We start from the raw sequence: 21,161 nt of genomic DNA, 5'->3' as shown, positions 1-21,161 counted from the left end.
CCCTGTCGTGTGGGCTACAAAAGGTTCATCGGGTCAACAGCCTGCCCATTCACCCAGGTTTCAAAATGCACGTGGCAACCCGTGGAGTTACCCGTGGTACCTGAATATGCAATGAGCTGACCTTGACTCACCTGCTGTCCGGAAGAAACCACCACGCTGGTGTTGTGGTAGTAAACCGTGGTCAGGGAATCACCGTTGATGACTCCGTGCGATATCTTGACACGGTTGCCACCGCCATCGTTGCCCCAGCCCGCTGAAAATACTGTGCCGGCAGCGGCTGCGTATACGGGCGTTCCACAGGGGGCACCGAAGTCGATGCCCGTGTGCATGTAGCCGCCCTGGCCGTAGAAATCGATGGTTCCAGGCGGCGTCGCACGCCAACCGAAGCCCGACGTGATCGGAATGTTCGCAGGTACCGGGTGGATCAGGCCGAAGTTGGAGCGCGGGTTGCTCGCTGGTGGGACAAAAGGTTGCGGGGCTGCCTGGTTTTGCGCCTGGGCGGCTGCCGCAGCGGCTGCGGCGAGTCGTTGCTGTTCGGCCAACCATGCTTCGCGCAGTTTGCGGTCGCGCTCCGAGATTTCCGCAGCGACCGCGTCCTGATTCGCCTTCACTTGTTGGAGCTGGGCTTGGATCCCGGGCTTGGCTGCTTGAAGCTGGCTGTTGAGACGGGTGGTGTCGGAGATGAGCTTGTCGACCTCCGCCTTCTTGGCAGCGGCATCATCGCGGGCTGCCTTCTCACGCTCAAGTGCCGCGTCCGCTTTCGCCTTGAGATCGCGGATTTCCTGTTCGACGGCGGTGAGCCGGGCTTGGGAGTTCACGTTCGTGGCGCTCTGCTGCGTCAACTTCGTCATCGTGGCGTTCTGGCTGCGCATCGCCTGGTTGGCGAGGTCCATGGTTTCCGTGAGGTTGCCGCCGTCGTTCGCCCCGAACAGCAAAGCAACGTTCGTGGGAACGCCACCGGATTTATATGCCTGCGCCGCGATCTGGCCGATGAGCTTCTTGGTGTCGGTGATCTTTTGCTTGTCGTTTTCCAACTGCTGGGTGATCTGGGCTTTACTCTGCTGCGCAAGGTCCACGCGGGCCGCCAGGGCATCAGCTTCCTTCACCGCTGTGGCAACCTTGCCCTGGGCTTCGAGTAGTGCTTGTTGCGCTCCGGGAAGCTGTCCTTGGTAGACCACCAGGTCGCCGGCCGCCTTGGCGATGTTGGCGTCAACGAATTCCAACGACTGCTGCACGCGCGCCGATTCGGCGTTGAGGGCGGCCTGCTGGTCATCGAGGTTGTCAGCGTGTGCCACGGGCGCGGTGCCAAGGCTCGCCGCGAGTGCAATGGCCAGCACGGAGCCGGCAAACTTCGCACGGCCACTAACTTTGCGCAGCTGCAGCGCAGCCTGGTACTTCCGTGTCATCGGCTGTCCTGTTCGCCCGGGATCAGTGCTCTTCATGGCTAGACCTTGAGATATCGACGGAGGGTCAGGAGTGAAGATATCCCGGCCAGGCCGCCGCCCAACGCTATCAGGACCGGAGCAATCACGAGTACCTGGGCCGAGGAAATAAACGGAGTGTTCAGGAACTGCTTCGACAAGTCACCATTAAGCCAGAACTGGGCCACCAACCAGAGCGTGCCGGACGCCAGTACAGCACCCACCACGGCGGCGATGACGCCTTCGAGGATGAACGGCAGTTGGATGACGGTCTTCGACGCTCCAACGAGACGCATGATGCCTGTCTCCCGCCGCCTGCTGAACGCGGACAACCTGATGGTTGTGGTGATGAGCAGGACTGCACAGAAGATCATGACTCCCGCGACCACCATTGCCGCCACAGAGGCGCCGTTCATCCACTCAAAGATCCGTTCAAGGACCTGGCGTTGATCGCTTACGGTCTCCACCCCGGCCTGGGACGAGAATGTCTCGCTGATGATCTGGTACTTCTGGGGGTCCTTCATGTTGATTCGGAAAGACGAAGGAAGCTGGTCCTGGGTTACCGAATCAACGATCGGAGAGTTGGAGAACTGTTCCTTGAAGTGCTTGAACGCATCGGCCTGTGATTCGAATTGGTAATCGGTGATGTACTGCTTGACTGCCGGCGAATCGAGCATTTTGGCCAGGTTGGCCTGCTGCTCTTTGGTGACCGCGCCCGAAGCACATCCCGTCGACGTCGAGGAATCGTTGCAGAGGAAGATGGCGACCTGGACTTTGTCGTACCAGTAACCCTTCATCTGGTTGATCTGCATCTGCAGCATGCCGGCGGCGCCAACAAAGGTGAGGGAGACAAAGGTCACCAGGACGACGGAAATCACCATGGACAGGTTCCGGCGCAGGCCGCTGCCGATCTCGCCCAGGATAAAAGCGAGCCTCACTGCTGGACCCCCTGTGCGCGGTCGATTTCCGCATCGCTCGCGTCCTTCATCCGCCGGGACTCTCCCACCACCGGAATCATCGAGGTGTAGAGGGCCCTCGCCTCATCACGGACCACGACTCCGTTCCGGAGCTCCACCACGCGTTTGCGCATCTCGTTCACAATGTCGTCGTCGTGCGTTGCCATGACCACAGTGGTGCCGTTCTGGTTGATCTTGTCGAGCACACCCATGATGCCCATCGAGGTGATGGGGTCCAGGTTTCCGGTGGGTTCGTCCGCCAGCAGGATGCCGGGGCGGTTGACGACGGCGCGGGCGATGGCCACGCGCTGCTGCTCACCACCGGACAGCTCGTGGGGCATGCGGCGTTCCTTGCCTTCAAGCCCAACAGTCTTCAGTACTTCCGGAACTGTCTCGCGGATGATGCTGCGGCTCTTGCCGATTACCTGCATGGCGAAGGCCACGTTGGCGAAGACATTCTTCTGCGGCAACAAGCGGAAGTCCTGGAAAACGACGCCGATTCCGCGGCGCAGCTTGGGGACCCGCCAGCTTGAAATGTTGGCTACGTTCTGGCCTGCGACGTAGACCGAACCGGATGTTGCCCGGTCTTCCTTCAGAATGAGCCGAAGAAACGTCGACTTGCCGGAGCCCGAGGCCCCGACGAGGAAGGTGAATTCTCCACGGTCAATCTCAAGGTTGACAGCATCCAGCGCCGGACGGGCATTGGGGTCGTAGACCTTGGTGACATTCTCAAATCGGATCATGACTCTTCAGAACCCCGCCGGACATGCCACGTTCGACCAGTCCAACCGCCAGCGCACGGGCTTTCATTGGGGGAAGTTGAGCGCCGGCTCTTCGACTATACGCACGCTCCGCGATGGAATCGCGGGCTTGGAGCGGTGTGTCGCCCAATCAGGCAATCAACGCGGTCGCCGTTATCCTTCGGCGTTACGGTTGCCCGTGCGCCAGCGAATGCCGGCGTCGATGAAGTCGTCGATGTCGCCGTCGAACACCGCCGACGTGTTGCCCACTTCGTGTTCAGTCCGCAAGTCCTTGACCATTTGGTACGGATTGAGCACATACGAACGCATCTGGTCCCCCCATGATGCCTTCACGTCACCTGCGAATGCCTTCTTCTCAGCGTCTTCCTGCTCCTTTTTCAGGAGGAGGAGCCTCGATTGGAGCACGCGCATCGCGGCTGCGCGGTTCTGCAGCTGGGACTTCTCATTCTGCATGGAGACGACAATCCCTGAGGGGATATGGGTCAAACGTACTGCGGAGTCCGTTGTGTTGACGGACTGCCCTCCAGGGCCGGAAGAGCGGAAAACATCGACGCGGATCTCATTGTCCGGAATGTCGATCGAGTCTGTCTGCTCGATGAGCGGGATGACTTCGACCGCGGCAAAGGACGTTTGCCGGCGGCCCTGGTTGTCGAAGGGGCTGATGCGGACAAGTCGGTGCGTCCCGGCTTCGACACTGAGGGTACCGAACGCGTACGGCGCTTTGACCTCGAAAGTGGCTGATTTGAGGCCGGCCTCTTCGGCGTACGAGGTGTCCATCACGGTAGTCGGGTAGCCGTGGCGTTCGGCCCAGCGAAGGTACATGCGCATGAGCATTTCGGCGAAGTCCGCCGCATCAACACCGCCGGCGCCCGCACGAATCGTGACGACCGCTTCGCGTTCGTCGTATTCGCCCGAGAGCAGGGTTACCACTTCAAGTTCCTTGAGGGCCTTGCGAATGGAGTCGAGTTCCGTGGCGGCTTCGACCATGGAGGCGTCGTCGTCCTCGTCCTGGCCGAGCTCGACAAGAACCTCAAGGTCGTCGATGCGGCCCGTCAACCTGTTCAACCGTTCAAGTTCCGACTGCCGGTGGGACAACTTGGACGTAATCACCTGTGCGGCAGCTGGATCGTCCCAGAGGTTCGGTTCGCCGGCCCGCTCGCTCAGTTCTGCGATCTCTTCTCTGAGCTTCTCGACATCGGAAACCTGTTCGATGGAGCGGTAGGTGGAGCGAAGCGCGCGGATTTCTGCGGGAAAGTCAATCTGAGCCATGGTTGTTCCAGAGTACGCCATCCATTGGGCGGCCTTGGCACGGGCACTGGACGTATGACGCTTGGAACTCAGCGGGTCAGCCGGGAGCGCGCAGTGGAACGGGCTTCGATCGGAACACCGTCGGGGAGCAGAAAGCTGACCACGGGCGGATGGGCAACCGCGCTGAGCACCACTTCGGCCGTGGTGCTGTCCGGACTTCCAGTACCCCGTGCGACGGCAAGTTGATCGAACCGGGAATGGGCGCCGTTTTGGCTGAGGTATGACTCGGTAACGCTCCGTACCCGCTCGCTGTTGAGGACGGCCGATGGCGTTTCAGCGCCGTTGTCTACTTGGCCGAGGGCATAGCTGTCCGCGGCTGCCATCGAAGCTCCGTCCGCCACGGAGAGGAGCTTCTTATGTTCGATGTAGATGGCGGAGGCCCCAGCAACGACCGTTGCCAGCAACAACGCGATCACGACATAACCGATGGTCAAGACCATCAAATGGCCGTCTTCCCCCTCCGATTTACGGGACTGCAGCATGTCCCTCTTCGCGGGAAAGTCCTTCACCGGAACCGCCCGACGATTTGAGTGGCCGACGCACTTAGATTCGCGGCGTCCAGATTCAGGGTGTCTCCAAAGGGAAGCATGGGCAACGGCACCGTGAGCTTGACCGTCACTGTGACCGCAGCGCCGGCCGACAGGCAATCGCCGCGGTCGCACGCGACGTCGACAAAGGCCCGCTCCGCGGAATGGCCATAGTCGGCAAGGGTCAGAAGGGCAGCCTGTTCAGCGGCGACACGCCCCTGGGAAGTGTCCTGCTGCATGACATAGACCTTGGCGGCTTGGTCCGCTGCCCCCACGACGGCGAAGGAACCGCCCTGGATTTGCCCAATTGTGACGATGAAATAGACCACGGGAACCATGAGCAGGAGGGACAGAAGGATGAACTCGACCACTGCGCTTCCCCGCTCAGAGGCACACGGCGGGCCGGCGGAATTCCGACCCTCGGCGGGTGGCAGGCAGACCGCCTCCCGGAAGCGGGCAAGCGCGGCACGGCCAAGATCAGCCGGGAGTCGCAGCATGCCCCCTCACCTCCAGCGCCGCTCCGGGTCCTATCAGCCCGATGACGGGCAACGGTGCCCGGACTGTCACTTCCAAGGTGCGGATTCCCTGGAAACTAGCCTCCGACGTCGACACGTCCCGGGCAAAGTCCGCGTTCAGCGCCGTTCCGATCAGCTCTGCGGTGCGCTCACGTGCATCGGCCGGTGTCCGGTCGGCAAGAGTGCCGTAACGGGCTCCCGACGAGGCCGCATCAATGAGGGTATTGCGCACATGCAGCACCAGGGTGAGTTGAATGATGGCGAGGAAGAACACCGTCAACAGACCGCCGACCAGCACAAAATCCACGACGGCGGAGCCCTGTTCATCGCCGCGGCTGGCACTGACTCTCCTGCCATCTTCCGCTCCCCGGCTGCGGAACGGCATGGACTTACTTTCCGACCTTGCTCATGGCCTGGTTGAAGAGTCCCTCAAGAGCCGGGCCGGCCAGCGCCAGCAGGCCAGCGACGAGGAAGGCGGACATCAGCGTGATCATGACCCAACCGGGTACATCGCCGCGTTCGGGATGATCGTCGTCGGGGACCAAACTTTCGTTCGGCGCGGTTCCCAGCGATGGTCTGGACGGAGGGAGCGTCCACAGCTGCCACAGCAAAAGTCCTGAAGCGGGCAGGCTTCGGCGTCCGGGCTTCTTCATTTTTGCCCATTTCATTTTTCCCCATTTCGTTGTGCCGGAATCCGTTGTGATCCGTGCAGTTTTTTGTTTTGGCAGGGCGGATGCCCATGCGATGGATGTCGAAAGGCTTGTCGGAGCCCGCCATCAGAAGCCAAGTTCCAGCGCGGCCAAGCCCGGATAGACGGCGAAGATCACGGTGAGGGGCAGGACGCCGAAAACCAGCGGAACCATCATGGCGATTTCCTTGCGGCCCGCCGCTTCCATCAGCTCCCGTTTGGCTGAATCGCGCACATCCCCAGCTTGGGCCCGTAAAACATCGGCCAAAGGAGTACCGCGTTCGACGGCGACGACAATTCCATCCACGAAGCGAACAAGCGGGCCAAGCTCGGTTCGTCCCGAAAACTCGTGCAGCGCTTCAACCAGGGGCGTCCCGGCCCGGGTGGCGGCCAATACCAACGCAAATTCCTTCGCCAATTCGCCGCGGGCTGTGCGGCACACCCGATCGAGGGCACCGCTGGCGCTCTCCCCCGCACCCACCGCAAGGGCCACCAACTCGGCAAGGCTGGGGAATTCCGCCAGCATCCGCCTTTGCCTTCGTTTGATCCGCACCCCCAGCATGTAGTCGCGGAAAAGAAACCCTCCCAGTGCACAAACCAGGACCGAGGCAACCGCAGGCCCCGGACTGAACCGTCCCCCGGTCGCGCTCACGACCACGACGACAACCGCCGTGGCAAAGCCCGCCGCCGCCCATAGCAACTGTTCCGCGCGGAAGTCCAGCGCGGACTTTCCAGAACCGGCCTTTGCCAGCCTCTTGTTGAGGGAGGTGGTACCGAGGTTGAATTTCGCCAGATAGCGGAGCGCGTCCCGTAACACCGGCCGCAGAATGCGCTCCAAGGGGCCGAACGGTGCGATGTCCGGGGTTGTGGACAGCAGGCGCGATTCGAGGTTCTGGGACCTGAGTTGCGGCTCGATGCGCTCCACGAACGGGGTGGCCCGCATAAATGGCATGCGAATAAAGATGAGCCACAATCCGGCTCCCAAAAGAAGCCCGCAGAACACAGCCAGCGCAGTCAACGCCGTCATCGAAGCACTCTTTCATCTTCAGGAAGGGCGGCGATGCGCAGCATGACCCAGTAACAGAAGCCCGAGACCAACAATCCGCCTCCAAGAACGCTGACTCCGGCCGCCGAGTTGTACGCGGCAACAGCCTCCGGCCTGCTGGCCAGCAGCATCAGGACGATCCATGGGGCGGCAACAGCCAGGCGCGCCCCATTGATGGTCCATGATTGCCGTGCCTCGAGTTCGCTGCGGGTCCTCGCACTCTCACGAAGGAACTCGGCGAGAGTTCCCAGAAGCCGACCGAGATCGGATCCGCCCACGTCGCGGGTCAGCCTGAGCGCCTCAATGATCCGGTCGGCAACGGGGTCGGCCAAGCGCTCCTTTAGCTTGCTCAACGCCGAATCGAAATGGCCGCCGGAACGGTAATCCGCACCAAACTCCCGGAAGAGTGCCCGCAGCTCTTCGGGGCCCTTGTCCCCGAGCTGGATAAGCGCCTCGGGCAATGAAAGTCCCGCGCGGATTGCCGAGCGCAAATGGTCGACCACATCGGGCCAGAGCTCCCGGAGCATGGCGGTCCGCTTCCGCGCCCGCCAGCTGACAACGGCAAACGGAAGCCAGGCACCGAACAGGCCGAAGCACGCCGCGATCGAAAAGGACGCTGTCATGATGTAGATCACCAGTGTGGCGAAAAGGCCCAATCCGAGGCACGATGCGATGAATCCCCCGCCGCTCACCTTTTCGATCCCGGCCGTGAGCAACAAAGACTCAAGGCGTTTCGGTTTGGGCTCCTTGACAGCAAGCGGTTGTGGTTCCCAGGCCGACCACCAGATGAGAAAAACACCCAACCCGCAGAGAACGCCCAGCAGCGGCGCCATCAGAAGTGCTCCAGGAGCGCGGCGACGTCAAAACCCGCCCGGGCGAATTTCTCGGCGGCCGGCATGGAATTCGAAGTGGGTTGGAGTTTGCCGTCCTGCATCGCGAATACCTTGGACGACTCAATGATGCCGTTCTCCACGCGTCGCCCCAGCGAAAGGATCTCCGTGACTTGCCGGCGTCCATCCGCGTGGCGGCTGCAATGGACCACGAGGTCGATGCAGGATGCCACGGTAGGAACGACGAACGCGCTTGAGATGTTCCCGCCGGCCAGCAGCGGCAGGGTGCAAATCTTGGTCACGGCATCATGGGCAGAGTTCGCATGGACGGTACACATGCCCGGCAACCCCGAATTCAACGCAATAAGCATGTCCAGGCTTTCGGCTTCCCGGACTTCGCCCACCACGAGACGATCCGGCCGCATGCGAAGAGCCTCTTTGACGAGCCGGCGTAAGGGAATTTCGCCTTGACCCTCGAGGTTTGGCTGGCGGCACTGGAGGCCAACGACGTCACGCAGCGGGAAATGGAGTTCAAAGATCTCTTCGACGGTGATGACCCGCTCCCGGGAGCCGATGTTGGCCGCCAGGCAGTTGAGCATTGTGGTCTTTCCTGCCTGGGTGGCTCCTGAGACGAGAATGTTCAATCCACTGGCCACCGCAGCTCCCAGGAATCCGGCCGACCCGGCCGTCAGCGTCCCCAGCTCCACTAGATGCTCAAGCCGGGTCGCCTTGACCACGAATTTGCGGATATTCACGGCCCAATGGCGGCGGGTGACGTCGGGAATGACGACGTGGAGCCGAGAGCCATCGGACAGGGCGGCGTCCACAAAGGGTGAGGAGAGGTCCAGCCTGCGCCCGGAACTCTTGAGCATCCGCTCAACGAGGTCGCGAACCTGCTGCTCGGTGAGGCTGATCGAGGTAAGTTCGGATTCGCCATTCCGGGCAACGTAGACCTCGTTGGGCGCGTTGAGCCAGACCTCTTCGATGGTGGGGTCGTCCAGAAGCGGCTGGAGCTGCCCGAAGCCAGCAACGGCGTCGAACACGTACTTGCGCGCTGTGTCCAAATGCCCCAAAGGAGGCAAGGGGCCCAGAAGCGCCCGCTCATCGTAGTCATTCACGGCGGCCTCGACGAGGCGGTGCACTTCGGCTGCCTGGCTCAAAGGATCCAGTCCGCGCCGACGAATCAGCTCCCGGACTTCGTCCTCGACGATGCGCAAAGCCTCCATGTTCCCCCCAATGCAGCATGCGCCCAGGCGCTGCGGAAACCTTCAACAGGGTTAAGGCTAGGGGAGGTTGCAGCACCCTGCCAAGTCAATTTGGCGTGGTTGTGGATAACCGCCAACAGCATGCACGAAACCGGGACGGAGCTTGGCCACTACTCGAGTGTTGACGGTGACTAAATACGAGTGTTGACACCCTGATTGGCCGCTCGTAGCGTCGAGTAATCAGGCGCGCGCCATTGGCCAAATAGGCCAAGCGCCTATTGCTGTTACACCATCGACGCGCCACCGGGTTAATAACAAATGAATGCCCACGATGAGTACTGGCAACGCCCGAATTGTGCTAGCGGGAAAACTGCACGGAAGGTCGCACCAGTCATGTTGCAGGCGCGACGAACGGACTTGAGATGCAAGACGGGTGCATGGTGGCTTCCCGCATTGGGCGGAGGCCCTCCTTTGAAGCTCAAAAAAACCACCGAAAAGCGTTTGCCATGGCGGCAGCCGCGCTTCTTTTAGCGACGCTCTTCAATGCGGCCCTTCTGACCCAGCCAGCCCAGGCTGCCGGTCCTCTTACGGTCACTTTGACGTTTGACGATGCAAATGCCGATCAGGTGGCTGCTGCGGCTTACCTGAACTCGAAAGGAATGTTCGGAACATTCTTCCTTCCCTCCGGCTATCTGAATGCGCCGACTTACCTGACAACCGCCCAGGCACTCGCCCTCCAATCGGCAGGCAATGAAATTGCCGGGCATACGGTCACGCACCCCGATCTTGCCCAGATGGATGCGAACGAGGTGGCACGCCAGATATGCAATGACCGCGTCAACCTGACCAACATGGGCTTCCGGGTCACGAATTTCGCCTACCCCTTTGCATCCGCTACTCCAGCCGTGGAACAAACAGTCGCATCCTGCGGCTACAACAGCGCCCGCGGCCTCGGCGACCTGAAGAGCAAAGCTGCTCCAACGTTGACCGAAGTGGCCGAACCGTTACCGGTTCCTACCGCGGACCTTTACTTCACCAAAGCGCCTGACGAAGTGGACAACACTTGGGCACTGACTGACCTGCAGGCCGTCGTGACCCAAGCGGAGGCTGGTGGCGGATGGGTCCAGTTGACTTTCCATCATTTCGACTCCACCTCCGATCCGTTGACCGTCACGACAGCCAATTTCCAGGCCTACGTGAATTGGCTGGCGACGGAACAAACGGCAGGCAGGATCGTCGTCAAGACGGTGCGTCAGGTGATGGCCGCCCAATTTCCGGACCCGGCAAATCCGGCGCTCGATGTGGATAAGCCACTCGTCAATGGACCGGCTGCCCCGCCACCCATCACGGTCGGAAACCTGATCCAGAACCCGAGTTTGGAAACGGCCGGTCCGGTGGCCACTGGCCTCCCGTATTGCTGGGCAATTGGCTCATTCGGCACCAACACCCACACCTTTACCAGCGTGTCCCCGGGTCACACGGGAACCGTCGCAGAACAGATGGTAATTTCCGGCTACGTTGACGGCGATGCCAAGCTCCTGCCGACTTTGGACTTGGGCCAATGTGCGCCGAGCGCTACGCCCGGTCACTCCTATCAAATGTCCGCTTGGTACACGGCGACGGCTCCGACCCAATTCGAGCTGTACTACCGAACGGGGCTGGGCACGTGGAACTACTGGACCGCAAGTCCGAATTTTGTCGCCGCCACGGCCTGGACCCAGGCCACCTGGACGTCACCGCCGGTTCCGGCAGGTGCGAGCGCAATCAGCATGGGCTTGAATCTGCTGAGCAATGGAACCCTGATAACGGATGACTACGCGCTGTACGACTCGGTTGCGGTGGCCAGTGTGTTCAAATCGATCACACCGAGCAGGCTGCTCGACACCCGCAACAGCACCCCGGTGGCGCCCGGGGGCACTGTCTCCTTCCAAGTCGGCGGCGTCAACGGCATCCCGGCAACGGTCTCGGCGGTGACCTTCAACCTCACGGTGGCCAACCCGACGTCGTTCGGATTCGTCACAGCCTACGCATCGGGAACCGCCCGCCCGAACGCCTCCAACCTGAACTACGCCACCGGTCAAATCGTCCCCAACCTGGTCACGGTTCCCGTGGGGTCGGACGGGAAGGTCACCCTTTACAACCAGTCATCGGGAACCGCGCAACTCATCGCGGACGTCTCCGGGTACTACGTCCCGGCTGCCGCATCGGCGCCCGGGGAGTTCCAGGCGCTTGCGCCAAGCAGGTTCCTTGACACCCGCAACAGCACACCGGTGGCACCGGGCGGCACGGTCTCCTTCCAGGTCGGCGGGGTAGGCGGCATCCCGGCGACGGTCTCGGCGGTAACCTTCAACCTCACCGTGGCCAACCCGACGTCGTTCGGATTCGTCACGGCGTACGCGTCCGGAACCGCCCGCCCGAACGCCTCAAACCTGAACTACGCCACCGGACAGATCGTCCCCAATAGTGTCACCGTGCCGGTGGGCGCGGACGGAAAAGTCACCCTCTACAACCAGTCATCGGGAACCACCCAACTCATCGCGGACGTCTCCGGGTACTACCTGGCCGGCACCGCAACGGCATCGGGGACCTTCCAACCCATCGCGCCAAACAGGTTCCTCGACACCCGCAACAGCACACCGGTGGCACCGAACGGAACAGTGTCCTTCCAGGTCGGCGGTGTCAACGGCATCCCCGCAACGGTCTCGGCAGTCACCTTCAACCTCACGGTAGCCAATCCGACGTCGTTCGGATTCGCCACCGCATACGCTTCCGGAACCGCACGGCCGAACACATCCAATTTGAACTACGCCACTAATCAAATTGTCCCCAACCTGGTCACGGTCCCTGTGGGTGCCGATGGAAAGGTCACGCTTTACAGCCAATCCTCGGGCACGGCACAACTCATCGCGGACGTCTCCGGGTACTTCCTGCCATGAACTTCTGAATACACAGCACCGAAGTAGAAAACACCGCCGCCCCGGCCTGCAATACGCAGGCCGGGGCGGCGGTGTTTGCAGAGTTGCGGCCGGGTAGGAAGTATCTGAACCGCACTGAACCACTCACTCAAATCCCATTGACCACATTAGCACCACCTTGCACATCAGTGTTATGGTTGCCTTCGAATTAGAAGTGCCAACAGCCAATTGCCGCCGCAGATTTGAAACGGTGGGATGAATCAGGGTGCCGCTCCATCGGGAACCGGCAATCTCGTGTGGAGCCAAGAAATGAAGACCATTCAATTTAAAGCCCCTGCCTCCACTTTCCGGGTGCGCCGCGTTCATGACCTTGCGCTAACAGCTTTGTGCGGCGCGGCGGTCTTGCTTCTCTCGGCAACGACGGCGGTTGCCGCACCGGTTCCTTCCCCGACGTCGTCTCCCGCGGTTTCACCCCAAACGACGGCGACACCGCTGCCGACCGCAAGCTCCACGCCTTCACCAACGCCGCCAGCGGCAAAAAGCCAGGCGGCAACGCCGTCGCCAACCACGACGACCCAAAGCAGCGCAGATCGCCAAGCCGGAATGCGCGCAGCTGCGGGACCAGGGGGCGCGCAAATGGGCCAACGCTCCCCACGAGTGCAGGGCGCGCTAACTGCCCAGGGCAGCTGGACGCCCACCTTCGGCATTCAGGGTCTTGATGTCAGCTACTACCAGGCTGGTGTCGACTGGCAGCAGCAGTGGAACATGGGAGCGCGATTCGCCTACGTCAAGGCCAGCGAGGGTAACTATTACACCAGCCCCTCCTATAGTTCGCAGTACCAAGGTTCACGGGCGGTCGGAATGATTCGCGGCGCCTACCACTTCGCGATTCCCAACTGGTCCTCAGGCTCGGACCAGGCCAACTACTTCGTGCAAAACGGCGGCGGATGGAGCTCGGACGGCGCAACCTTGCCACCCGTCCTGGACATTGAGTTCAATCCGTATGCAGGGCAGACCATCAACGGCGTCTACATGGGCAATACCTGCTACGACATGTCACCCGCCCAACTCACGTCGTGGGTACAGAATTTCGGCAACACCATGCGTTCCCTGACCGGCAGGCTCCCGATGATCTACACCAACACGAGTTGGTGGAAGCAGTGCACCGGAGATCCTGCCGGATTCGGGGACTACCCCCTCTGGGTCGCCGCATACCCAGGCGGCCCGTCGAACGACGCTGGAATTCTTCCGTCCAGTTGGGCTAACTACAGCATGTGGCAGTACAGCAGTACCGGTCCCTTCAGCGGCGACTCGGACGTCTGGAACGGCGACTATGCTTCCCTCCAAAGGTTCGCCGGAAGTCCAGCCAGGGGTTCATTCGATTCACTGTCCCTCGTTCGGGACACCACCTCGGCATACCTGAGGGTCACGGGCTGGTCGGTAGACCTTTCCAGACCCTGGGTATCGACTCCTGTCAATATTTCGGTCACAGATCCGGGCAACGTGACCACCGGGTACTCGTTCCTGGCGAACGCATATCGGCCAGACGTGGATCAAGCCTTCGGTTATGGCCCGGCACACGGTTTTGACAACAACATCCAGATCACCGCATCGGGTACATACAAGGTTTGCGCGAGCGCAGTCAGCGTCAACGGCAACGTTGACCTTGGCTGCAAGAGTTTTCAGGCAAATGGAGTTGAACCTCCAGTTGGGTCGTTCGACACCCTCGGACAGGTTCGTGCTCCCGACGACGTTTCCCTTCGCCTGACGGGCTGGGCCGTAGACCGCGCCAACCCTCAAACAGCCTCGTTCGCCGACGCCTACGTCACCGACCCCAGCGGACAGACCACGGGCTACCGCATCACGGCCAACACATCCAGGCCGGATGTGGGAAGCGCTACTGGCTACGGTTCGAACCATGGCTTCGACAAGTCGATCAGCCTTAGTAAGGCCGGCACCTATCACGTATGTACCTACGCCATTGGGCAGTACTACAACACCGCGCTGGGCTGCAAAGACATCACTGTCGGATCCAACCCGCCGCCGAAGGGATATTACGACTCCATTCGAATCTCCCAGGCTCCTGGCGCGGCCAACGTCGTTGTGACGGGCTGGGCGTTCGACCCCACCAACACCGCGGCCAGCATCCCCGTGCATGTCTACGTCCAGGCACCGGATGGAAGCAATGTCGGCACTGCGTTCACGGCAAATCAATCCCGTCCTGATCTGAACAACGCCTTCGGCATAACCGGTAATCACGGCTTCAGCGCCTCGCTCGCGACAAAGGGCACCGGCACCTACACCGCCTGCGCTTACGCCATCGCAGTTGCCCCGCTCGCGACCGGGAACACGGCACTTGGATGCATGTCCATCCAGGTAGGCAGCACGCCAGTCCCGGCCGGCTATCTCGACTCCGTCGGAGTTGCATCGGTGTCAGGACAGGCCAATATCAGGGCGACGGGGTGGACATACGACCCGGCGGTCCCGGGCTCGTCCAATCCTGTGCACGTCTACATTACATATCCGGACGGGACCCGCCAAGGGTATGCCTTCACGGCGAACCTTTCGAGGGCTGATGTGAACAACGCTTTCGGCATCACCGGAAACCACGGCTACTCGACCCTGGTTCCTATCACCCAACGGGGCAGATACACAGTTTGTACTTATGGCATCGGGATAGCACAGTACAGCTCAGGCAACTCGCTCGCAGGCTGCCAATCCCTGAATTACTAAGTCTCTTGCAAGGAGCAGGACCTGTGTACCGCGCCTCAACCAGCGGGCGTCGAGCCGAAACCGGCTACGGCGCTCAGGTTGAACGGTTAGGGTTATCAAGACGCAAGTCTCAGCTATACCCGTAATCGAAAGGACCCCCGGTGCATCATCGGTCGATTCACCGAGCGGCAGGATGCCTCCTGCTTCTCGGTATCAGCTTGGCCGCCTGTGCCAGTCCCCCAGCCAAACAGCAAAACATCCGCGGCGCGCTCACTGCGATTGGAAGTCCCATTCAGAGCGATCCGATCGGAGCCTGGTCCAGCGCTTGGAAAAAGACCTTCACGGCCACGTCATTGAGCTACTCCCCGGACGGCTCTGACGTCGGGCTGACAGCCTTGGCCACGGGCCAAGCCTATTATGCGGCCCTCGACGCCCCCTTGACGGCTCCACAACAAGAAGCGACCAAGGCCGAGTGCGGTCCCGGCGGGGCTTTCAGCGTCCCGACCTCGGTGACCTCTATCGGCGTCGTCTTTAACATGCCAAGCATCCGGAGCCTCAAGCTCACGCCAGACGTGCTCGCCGGGATCTTCACCGGAGATATCAAACGTTGGGATGACAAGGCGATCGCAGCGATCAATCCGGGAACCACGCTCCCGGACGCGCCAATCGTCCCCGTGACAGCGAGCACAGCTTCAGCACTGACCTCGGCCAGTACGGGCTACTTGGCGTCCTCCCCCAGTTGGTCCTCCGGGGTAACCAACAAATGGCCCAAGGTACCTGGCGGCCAAGAGGTAAAGAACTTCAGCGACATCGCCAAGAAAGTCGACGGCACCGCCGGCGCAATAGCTTTCATGGACTCAGCGTCCATCGGGTCCAGGTTTGACACAGCGTTGCTGTCGTTCGGCGGCAGCTTCGTCAGAATGTCCAAGGACTCAGTGGCAGCGGCCGTCCAGGATGGCACCACAACAACGGTGGCCACGGGAGTCGAGTTTCACCTTCCGGGCAAAACCGACCACGGCTACGCATTGGGGAACGTGAACTACCAGGCATTTTGTACGAGCTATAAGAACGGGGAGGTTGCGTCCCTCGTGAAATCCTGGGCAGACTTCGTGGTCGGTCCCGATGGGCAGGTCGCATCGACCTATTTCGCCGGGGTGGCCTCCCCGAGTGAACAGTCCCTGCAGGATGCTTCACGCCTGATTAAGAAGATCGGGAGCGACCAGTGATCGACCAACCAGCTGCTCAAGGGCCTGCTCGTCCCGACGTTCGAAAACAGGCTCTCCCTCCGGCAGGACGGTTGCGGTCCCGGGCCCGCAATGTGTCGCCCGCCACCAAGGCCGGATTCGGTTTCTTCATCCGCGTTTTCGCGTTGCTCTCAGTGCTGATCACGCTCTGGATCCTGGCCACGCCCCTGATGGCGTATCCCGATGAGCCTGCCCACACGATCAAGGCAGCAGCCGTGGCGAGGGGGCAGTTCTTCCCGGGTCCCGGCGAGTCCTATGGCAACGGGATCCACGTGCAGGTTCCCTCCTACATCGCCAACGTCGATTCCCAGCGGTGTTTTGCCTTCCTCAAAGAAATGCCCGCGGGCTGTGCGCCTGATATCCCCCTTGGCGACACGTACACCACCATCGGCGTGACCTCGGCGGGCTTGTACAACCCCTTCTACTATTGGTTCGTCGGGCTCCCTAGCCTGTTCATGTCCGGGGCCCCCGCAATCTTTGCCATGCGTATTGTCAGCGGTCTCATGTCGGCCGCCTTCTACGCGGCCGGATTCACCGCATTATCCAGGCTGCGGCATCCCAAGTGGCCCATGGTTGCCGCCGCCGTCGCAACAACGCCCATGGTTTTCTTCCTGGCCACCGGAGTCAATCCGAACTCCTTGGAAGTCGCGGCGTCGATGGCGGCCTTCTGCGGCCTGGTCTCCGTACTTGAGAACTCAAGGCAGCTTCATCTTGCCCGCCCGGGAATCCTGGCAGTCGGAGTATCGGCAGCGACCTTGGCCAATACCAGGAATGTGTCATTGTTGTGGCTCCTTTGCGGAGCGATTGTGGCCTGCCTCTTCTTCCGGGGCGCCGACATCGTTGCTATCTTCCGCAACCGGTTATTGCTCATTGTCGCCGGATTGTCCGCAATCGGAGTGGCACTGGGTGTCATTTGGAACTTCATCATGTTGACGGCGCCTCCTTCGGCAGGCGAGGCACCCGCCGGAATTTCCAATGCGGTTGAAGGCCTCCGCCCCTCCAATGCCTTCGCCACCATGCTGGACAGGTCGTTCGACTTCGTCAACCAGTACATCGGCGTCGCGGGCTGGCTTGATGCTCCGGTGCCACAAGCCGTCCTGATGTTCTGGAACATGCTTCTCATTGCCCTGCTGCTGATGGTCTTCCTGATGCGTCCGGCTCGATTGCAATTGGGCTTTTGGGCAGCCATCGGAATGCTTGCGGTCGTTCCAGCCCTGGTCCAGGCTGCACTGGTCACCAGCAGCGGTTTTATCTGGCAAGGACGGTACAGCCTCCCGTTGTTCGCGATCGCTGTCATTTCGGCCGGGTTGGCGCTCCGGTTCCGCAAGTTCCCCGCGAATCTCATCGGCCGCAGGATCACCAAGATTCTTCTTTGGGCAACCTGCGCTGCCCATGTGTACGGCTTCGTGTATATCCTGCGACGGTACGTCGTGGGAATACCGGACTTCGCGAACTGGCTGGTGATGTTCACCAAGCCGGATTGGCAGCCGCCCCTTTCCTGGGAAGTCCTCACACTGCTCTTCGCCGTTGCATTGGTCGTTGCGGCCGCCCAGCTGTACCGTTTCCTCTACCCCGGTCTGCCGTTCCTCCCGGTCCCGGTGATCCGCGCGCTGCGTTGGGCGGCTCGCCGCCCGGCGACGGCCGCCGCCGGGCAGCCAGGCCGGCAAGCAACCCGGGAATCCGCGGAACGCCAGCGCGTCGAGTAAAGACAACTCCCGGTAGCAAAACCCAACGCAAAAGGTCTGGCCAGGCATTGCCTGGCCAGACCTTTTGCGTTGACGAGCTGCGCTTCCGAGTGCTAGCCCCGAAGGTAGGCCGTCAGCCTCTCGCCACTGCTCGCTGGAACAAACCCTGCGCCCTTGATCTTGCTCAAGTCGAGGATGCTCTTCAGGGGCCGCGGGGCTGCGGCCTTGCCTGCAAAATACTCCTCGGTGCTCACGCCGGTGACATCGTCTCCCGAGGCACCGCGGAGCTCGTAGACGTCTCCTGCAATGTCCGCCCACGACTGCGGTTCACCGTCGTTGCTGAGGTTGTACGCGCCGTACGGCGCGTGAGACTCCAACAGGTGCCTGATCCCGGCAGCAATGTCTTGCGTGAAGCTGAGCCGCCCGATCTGGTCATTGACGACGCTCGGCTTGATTCCGCGATCGGCGAGCGAAGCCATGGTCCGGACGAAGTTGCTGCCTTCGCCAATCACCCAACTGGTGCGCACGATATAGTGGCGCGGGACCACGCTGACGACGGCGTCACCCGCGGCTTTGGTTTGACCGTATACACCAAGCGGGGTGAACGGCTCGTTTTCGTCGTGCGATTCCCGTGACCCGTCGAAGACATAGTCGGACGAGACGTGAACGAGCGTCAGGTCGTGTTCGATCGCGGTCCTGGCGAGGCGTGCAACGGCTGAGACATTTACCTGCCAGGCGGCTTCCCTGCCTTCGGGGCTCTCGGCTGCGTCAACCGCGGTGTAGGCGGCCGCATTAATGATCGTGGAATAGTTCTTCCAGTTCCGTCCGTCGAACGACTTTTCCTTTGACAAGTCAAAGTCGGCTCTTGCCGCGAACTCAATCGAAGGGTCGCCGTCGTACAGTCCACGCAATGCCTTGCCGAGCTGGCCGTCGGCACCCACCACAAGGGTCTTGCGGGACGGCATCGGCTCGACCTCGGCGAGGCGCGGGTGTGCTTTGTCCTTGTCGGACAGCTCAGCCTGGTCCAACGGCACGGGCCAGTCGATGGCGGCCGTCTCGTCGGCCAGGTTCAGGAAGGTGTACTGGCTCTGTGCGTCCGCCGACCAGTGATCGTTGACAAGGTACGTGTAGGCCGTATTGTCCTCGAGGGTCTGGAAAGCATTGCCCACTCCACGCGGAATGAAGATGGCCTGGCTCGGATCAAGCTCCGCGGTGAAGACCGCCCCGAAAGAAGGACCCTCACGCAGGTCGACCCAGGCCCCGAAAATCCGGCCCGTCGCTACCGAAATGAACTTGTCCCAAGGCTCTGCGTGAATGCCGCGCGTTGTGCCGGCCTTCTCGTTGAACGAGATGTTGTTCTGGACAGGACGGAAGTCCGGCAGTCCAAGGGCGACCATTTTCTCCCGCTGCCAGTTCTCCTTGAACCAGCCGCGGTTGTCGCCGTGAACCGGCAGCTCATAAAGAACGACGCCGGGAATCGGCGTTTCGCGGGCCGCCAGCGGCTTCGAAAACTCGATCGTCATGGTCTACTGGCCCTGTTCCTTGTATTTGGCTTCAGTGGCTGCCTTCTGCGGACGCCACCAGGACTCGTTGTCCCGGTACCAATCGATGGTGGCTTCGATTCCGGCGTCGAAATTGGAGTATTTCGGCTGCCAACCGAGCTCATCGCGGAGCTTGCTGGAATCGATCGCGTACCGGAGGTCGTGGCCCGGCCGGTCAACGACGTGGTCGTAAGCATCGTGCGACTGACCCATGTGCTTGAGGATGAGCTCAACAACGTCTTTGTTGTTCTTCTCGCCATCGGCACCAATCAGGTAGGTTTCGCCGATCCGGCCCTTTTCGATGATGGCAAGCACGGCGGAGGAGTGGTCGTTCGCGTGGATCCAGTCGCGGACGTTTTCACCCTTGCCGTAGAGCTTGGGGCGTATGCCGTCGATCACGTTGGTGATCTGGCGTGGAATGAACTTCTCCACATGCTGGTACGGCCCGTAGTTGTTGGAGCAGTTGCTGATCGTCGCCTGCAGCCCGAACGATCGCACCCAGGCACGCACCAACAGGTCGGATCCGGCTTTGGTCGAAGAGTAGGGGCTGGACGGGTTATACGGCGTCGCCTCCGTGAACCGCTCGGGGTCGTCCAACTCCAGGTCGCCGTACACCTCATCCGTGGAGATGTGGTGGAACCGCTTGCCGTGCTTCCGGGCAGCCTCGATGAGCGTGTACGTCCCGATGATGTTTGTATCCAGGAACGGGCGCGGGTCATGCAGCGAGTTGTCATTGTGGGATTCGGCGGCATAGTGGACCACGACGTCGCAGTCTTCAACCAGCCGATCCACAAGCTCCGCGTCCGAAATGTCGCCCTGGACGAACTGGAACCGTTCCTCCGGCAGCCCCTTCAAGGAGTCCAAGTTGCCGGCGTACGTTAGTTTGTCGAGAACGGTGACACTGTCCTCAGTGTGCTCCAGGACGTAGTGGACAAAATTCGAACCGATGAAGCCGGCACCGCCGGTAACCAGAAGTTTCTGCATGAGAACAGCCTACCGAACCCCAACGTCAGGGCCGTCAAGACCCCGGACGCACCCGGCGCACCGCTTCGAACATCAGGCGGGCGATCATCAACCGTGCTTTGATGATTTTCACGAGCGAACGCCACCCGGCGGGTGTCTGGTTGTCGTCGTGCAGACGTCGGAGCACAGTCGATTCGTCAAGATGGCGGATGGACCGTGCGACATTTCCGCAAATGGCCAGCCAAAGGTCATGCGATTCGTTGACATAAGACGGAATCGGCACGAAGTAATTGAGCGCATCCCGGCGAATGCCCATGGCGCATCCGTAGTAGGCGCGGTACCCGATCAGGATCGCGAACAGATTGGCCAGGTGCCTCCCCGAGTCGGAAGAACGGAGCCTTGGAATCCAAGGTCTCGGTCCACCGCCGAGAACGTCAAAGTTTCCGGCGACGATCTTGTGGTCGGCCAGCGCATCCAGCATGATTTCCACTCGCCCGGGAATCCATACGTCATCCTGATCGGAAAGCATGATGAATTCGCCCCGGCTCATTCCCACGGCGTGTTCAAACGTCCTGACATAGCCCTTGTTGACTGATGCGCCCACAAAGCGGATCCGTGGGTCCCGAATGCCCCTGACGATCTCGGCGGTGTCATCGGGCGACGCGTCGTCCACGACCACCAGTTCATCGTCGGGACCAAGATCCCGAAGAATCGAGTCAATCTGTTCCTCAATGAAGCGGGATCCCTTGTAGGCCGCAAGGCAGACACTCACCCGGATCGCCTGTCCGTCCGGCGTCGTCGAATCGTTCATGACCTCCACTCTAGGCGAGGTACCGGAGCGTTAG

19 protein-coding genes are annotated in these 21,161 nt (G+C 61.2%); 4 read left to right on the top strand and 15 right to left on the bottom strand.

The window, feature by feature from the left end; genetic code table 11:
- Positions 1-14: 14 nt before the first annotated feature.
- The 11 genes from ABD742_RS06100 to ABD742_RS06050 form a co-directional block, all read right to left on the bottom strand.
- Positions 15-1,406, bottom strand: coding sequence for a M23 family metallopeptidase (locus tag ABD742_RS06100; protein WP_234748073.1), 1,392 nt, complete (start codon positions 1,404-1,406; stop codon positions 15-17).
- A 38-nt stretch (positions 1,407-1,444) separates the two neighbouring features.
- Positions 1,445-2,359 carry a permease-like cell division protein FtsX gene (ftsX, locus tag ABD742_RS06095; protein WP_234748074.1) on the bottom strand — a complete coding sequence of 305 codons (915 nt, stop codon included), beginning with the start codon at positions 2,357-2,359 and terminating at the stop codon, positions 1,445-1,447.
- Complete coding sequence (ftsE, locus tag ABD742_RS06090; protein ID WP_059387583.1) at positions 2,356-3,120, bottom strand: cell division ATP-binding protein FtsE; 765 nt, start codon at positions 3,118-3,120, stop codon at positions 2,356-2,358. The genes ftsX and ftsE overlap by 4 nt, the downstream gene beginning before the upstream one ends.
- Positions 3,121-3,291: 171 nt before the next feature.
- Positions 3,292-4,407 (bottom strand): peptide chain release factor 2, encoded by a 1,116-nt coding sequence (prfB, locus tag ABD742_RS06085; protein WP_234748075.1) that lies wholly within the window; start codon positions 4,405-4,407, stop codon positions 3,292-3,294.
- 68 nt (positions 4,408-4,475) lie between these two features.
- The gene (locus ABD742_RS06080) at positions 4,476-4,928 is read right to left on the bottom strand and encodes a hypothetical protein (protein WP_234748077.1); all 453 of its coding nucleotides are present in this window, start codon (positions 4,926-4,928) and stop codon (positions 4,476-4,478) included.
- Between the two features lie 23 nt (positions 4,929-4,951).
- Positions 4,952-5,470 (bottom strand): hypothetical protein, encoded by a 519-nt coding sequence (locus tag ABD742_RS06075; protein WP_234748079.1) that lies wholly within the window; start codon positions 5,468-5,470, stop codon positions 4,952-4,954.
- A complete protein-coding gene (locus ABD742_RS06070; protein ID WP_234748081.1) occupies positions 5,451-5,873 on the bottom strand; it encodes a TadE family protein in 423 nt (140 codons plus the stop codon). Before ABD742_RS06070 ends, ABD742_RS06075 begins: the two co-directional genes overlap by 20 nt.
- 4 nt (positions 5,874-5,877) lie before the next feature.
- Positions 5,878-6,141 carry a hypothetical protein gene (locus ABD742_RS06065; protein WP_372460881.1) on the bottom strand — a complete coding sequence of 88 codons (264 nt, stop codon included), beginning with the start codon at positions 6,139-6,141 and terminating at the stop codon, positions 5,878-5,880.
- Positions 6,142-6,264: 123 nt separating this feature from the next.
- Positions 6,265-7,203: a type II secretion system F family protein gene (locus ABD742_RS06060; protein WP_234748085.1), complete on the bottom strand. Its 939-nt coding sequence runs from the start codon at positions 7,201-7,203 to the stop codon at positions 6,265-6,267.
- Positions 7,200-8,054 (bottom strand): type II secretion system F family protein, encoded by an 855-nt coding sequence (locus ABD742_RS06055; protein ID WP_234748087.1) that lies wholly within the window; start codon positions 8,052-8,054, stop codon positions 7,200-7,202. Before ABD742_RS06055 ends, ABD742_RS06060 begins: the two co-directional genes overlap by 4 nt.
- Entirely contained in the window at positions 8,054-9,277 is a 1,224-nt protein-coding gene (locus ABD742_RS06050; RefSeq protein ID WP_234748089.1) for a TadA family conjugal transfer-associated ATPase, read from the bottom strand. Before ABD742_RS06050 ends, ABD742_RS06055 begins: the two co-directional genes overlap by 1 nt.
- Positions 9,278-9,762: 485 nt before the next feature.
- Between ABD742_RS06050 and ABD742_RS06045 the strand changes: the two genes are divergently transcribed.
- Positions 9,763-12,192, top strand: coding sequence for a polysaccharide deacetylase family protein (locus tag ABD742_RS06045; RefSeq protein WP_234748091.1), 2,430 nt, complete (start codon positions 9,763-9,765; stop codon positions 12,190-12,192).
- Positions 12,193-12,533: 341 nt separating this feature from the next.
- Here ABD742_RS06045 and ABD742_RS06040 read toward each other — a convergent pair whose 3' ends face one another.
- A complete protein-coding gene (locus tag ABD742_RS06040; protein ID WP_234748093.1) occupies positions 12,534-12,740 on the bottom strand; it encodes a hypothetical protein in 207 nt (68 codons plus the stop codon).
- Positions 12,741-12,807: 67 nt separating this feature from the next.
- Between ABD742_RS06040 and ABD742_RS06035 the strand changes: the two genes are divergently transcribed.
- From ABD742_RS06035 to ABD742_RS06025, 3 genes are all read left to right on the top strand, one after another.
- Complete coding sequence (locus ABD742_RS06035) at positions 12,808-14,904, top strand: lysozyme (protein ID WP_234748094.1); 2,097 nt, start codon at positions 12,808-12,810, stop codon at positions 14,902-14,904.
- A 140-nt stretch (positions 14,905-15,044) separates the two neighbouring features.
- Entirely contained in the window at positions 15,045-16,109 is a 1,065-nt protein-coding gene (locus ABD742_RS06030) for a substrate-binding domain-containing protein (RefSeq protein WP_234748096.1), read from the top strand.
- A gap of 92 nt (positions 16,110-16,201) precedes the next feature.
- Entirely contained in the window at positions 16,202-17,833 is a 1,632-nt protein-coding gene (locus ABD742_RS06025; protein WP_234748098.1) for a DUF2142 domain-containing protein, read from the top strand.
- A 92-nt stretch (positions 17,834-17,925) separates the two neighbouring features.
- Here ABD742_RS06025 and ABD742_RS06020 read toward each other — a convergent pair whose 3' ends face one another.
- Genes ABD742_RS06020 through ABD742_RS06010 form a run of 3 tightly spaced genes read right to left on the bottom strand, consistent with a single transcriptional unit; the run spans position 17,926 to position 21,127 of the window.
- Positions 17,926-19,335 (bottom strand): sugar nucleotide-binding protein, encoded by a 1,410-nt coding sequence (locus ABD742_RS06020; RefSeq protein WP_234748099.1) that lies wholly within the window; start codon positions 19,333-19,335, stop codon positions 17,926-17,928.
- Positions 19,336-19,338: 3 nt separating this feature from the next.
- Positions 19,339-20,337 carry a dTDP-glucose 4,6-dehydratase gene (rfbB, locus tag ABD742_RS06015; protein WP_234748100.1) on the bottom strand — a complete coding sequence of 333 codons (999 nt, stop codon included), beginning with the start codon at positions 20,335-20,337 and terminating at the stop codon, positions 19,339-19,341.
- A gap of 34 nt (positions 20,338-20,371) precedes the next feature.
- Positions 20,372-21,127, bottom strand: coding sequence for a glycosyltransferase (locus ABD742_RS06010; protein WP_234748101.1), 756 nt, complete (start codon positions 21,125-21,127; stop codon positions 20,372-20,374).
- Positions 21,128-21,161: the final 34 nt, after the last annotated feature.

This window comes from Arthrobacter ramosus (genome assembly GCF_039535095.1).
Lineage (GTDB): Bacteria > Actinomycetota > Actinomycetes > Actinomycetales > Micrococcaceae > Arthrobacter > Arthrobacter ramosus.
This window is presented reverse-complemented; position numbering and strand designations above follow the sequence as displayed.

Excerpts from the sequence above, each read along its gene's own strand:
- ABD742_RS06075 (WP_234748079.1), bottom strand. The coding sequence starts at position 5,470 with ATGCTGCGACTCCCGGCTGATCTTGGCCGTGCCGCGCTTGCCCGCTTC.
- prfB (WP_234748075.1), bottom strand. The coding sequence starts at position 4,407 with ATGGCTCAGATTGACTTTCCCGCAGAAATCCGCGCGCTTCGCTCCACC.
- ABD742_RS06070 (WP_234748081.1), bottom strand. The coding sequence starts at position 5,873 with ATGCCGTTCCGCAGCCGGGGAGCGGAAGATGGCAGGAGAGTCAGTGCC.
- ABD742_RS06100 (WP_234748073.1), bottom strand. The coding sequence starts at position 1,406 with ATGACACGGAAGTACCAGGCTGCGCTGCAGCTGCGCAAAGTTAGTGGC.
- ABD742_RS06065 (WP_372460881.1), bottom strand. The coding sequence starts at position 6,141 with ATGAAGAAGCCCGGACGCCGAAGCCTGCCCGCTTCAGGACTTTTGCTG.
- ABD742_RS06010 (WP_234748101.1), bottom strand. The coding sequence starts at position 21,127 with ATGAACGATTCGACGACGCCGGACGGACAGGCGATCCGGGTGAGTGTC.
- ABD742_RS06045 (WP_234748091.1), top strand. The coding sequence starts at position 9,763 with ATGGCGGCAGCCGCGCTTCTTTTAGCGACGCTCTTCAATGCGGCCCTT.
- ABD742_RS06060 (WP_234748085.1), bottom strand. The coding sequence starts at position 7,203 with ATGACGGCGTTGACTGCGCTGGCTGTGTTCTGCGGGCTTCTTTTGGGA.
- ABD742_RS06080 (WP_234748077.1), bottom strand. The coding sequence starts at position 4,928 with ATGCTGCAGTCCCGTAAATCGGAGGGGGAAGACGGCCATTTGATGGTC.
- ftsE (WP_059387583.1), bottom strand. The coding sequence starts at position 3,120 with ATGATCCGATTTGAGAATGTCACCAAGGTCTACGACCCCAATGCCCGT.
- ABD742_RS06055 (WP_234748087.1), bottom strand. The coding sequence starts at position 8,054 with ATGGCGCCGCTGCTGGGCGTTCTCTGCGGGTTGGGTGTTTTTCTCATC.
- ABD742_RS06050 (WP_234748089.1), bottom strand. The coding sequence starts at position 9,277 with ATGGAGGCTTTGCGCATCGTCGAGGACGAAGTCCGGGAGCTGATTCGT.
- rfbB (WP_234748100.1), bottom strand. The coding sequence starts at position 20,337 with ATGCAGAAACTTCTGGTTACCGGCGGTGCCGGCTTCATCGGTTCGAAT.
- ABD742_RS06020 (WP_234748099.1), bottom strand. The coding sequence starts at position 19,335 with ATGACGATCGAGTTTTCGAAGCCGCTGGCGGCCCGCGAAACGCCGATT.
- ABD742_RS06035 (WP_234748094.1), top strand. The coding sequence starts at position 12,808 with ATGGGCCAACGCTCCCCACGAGTGCAGGGCGCGCTAACTGCCCAGGGC.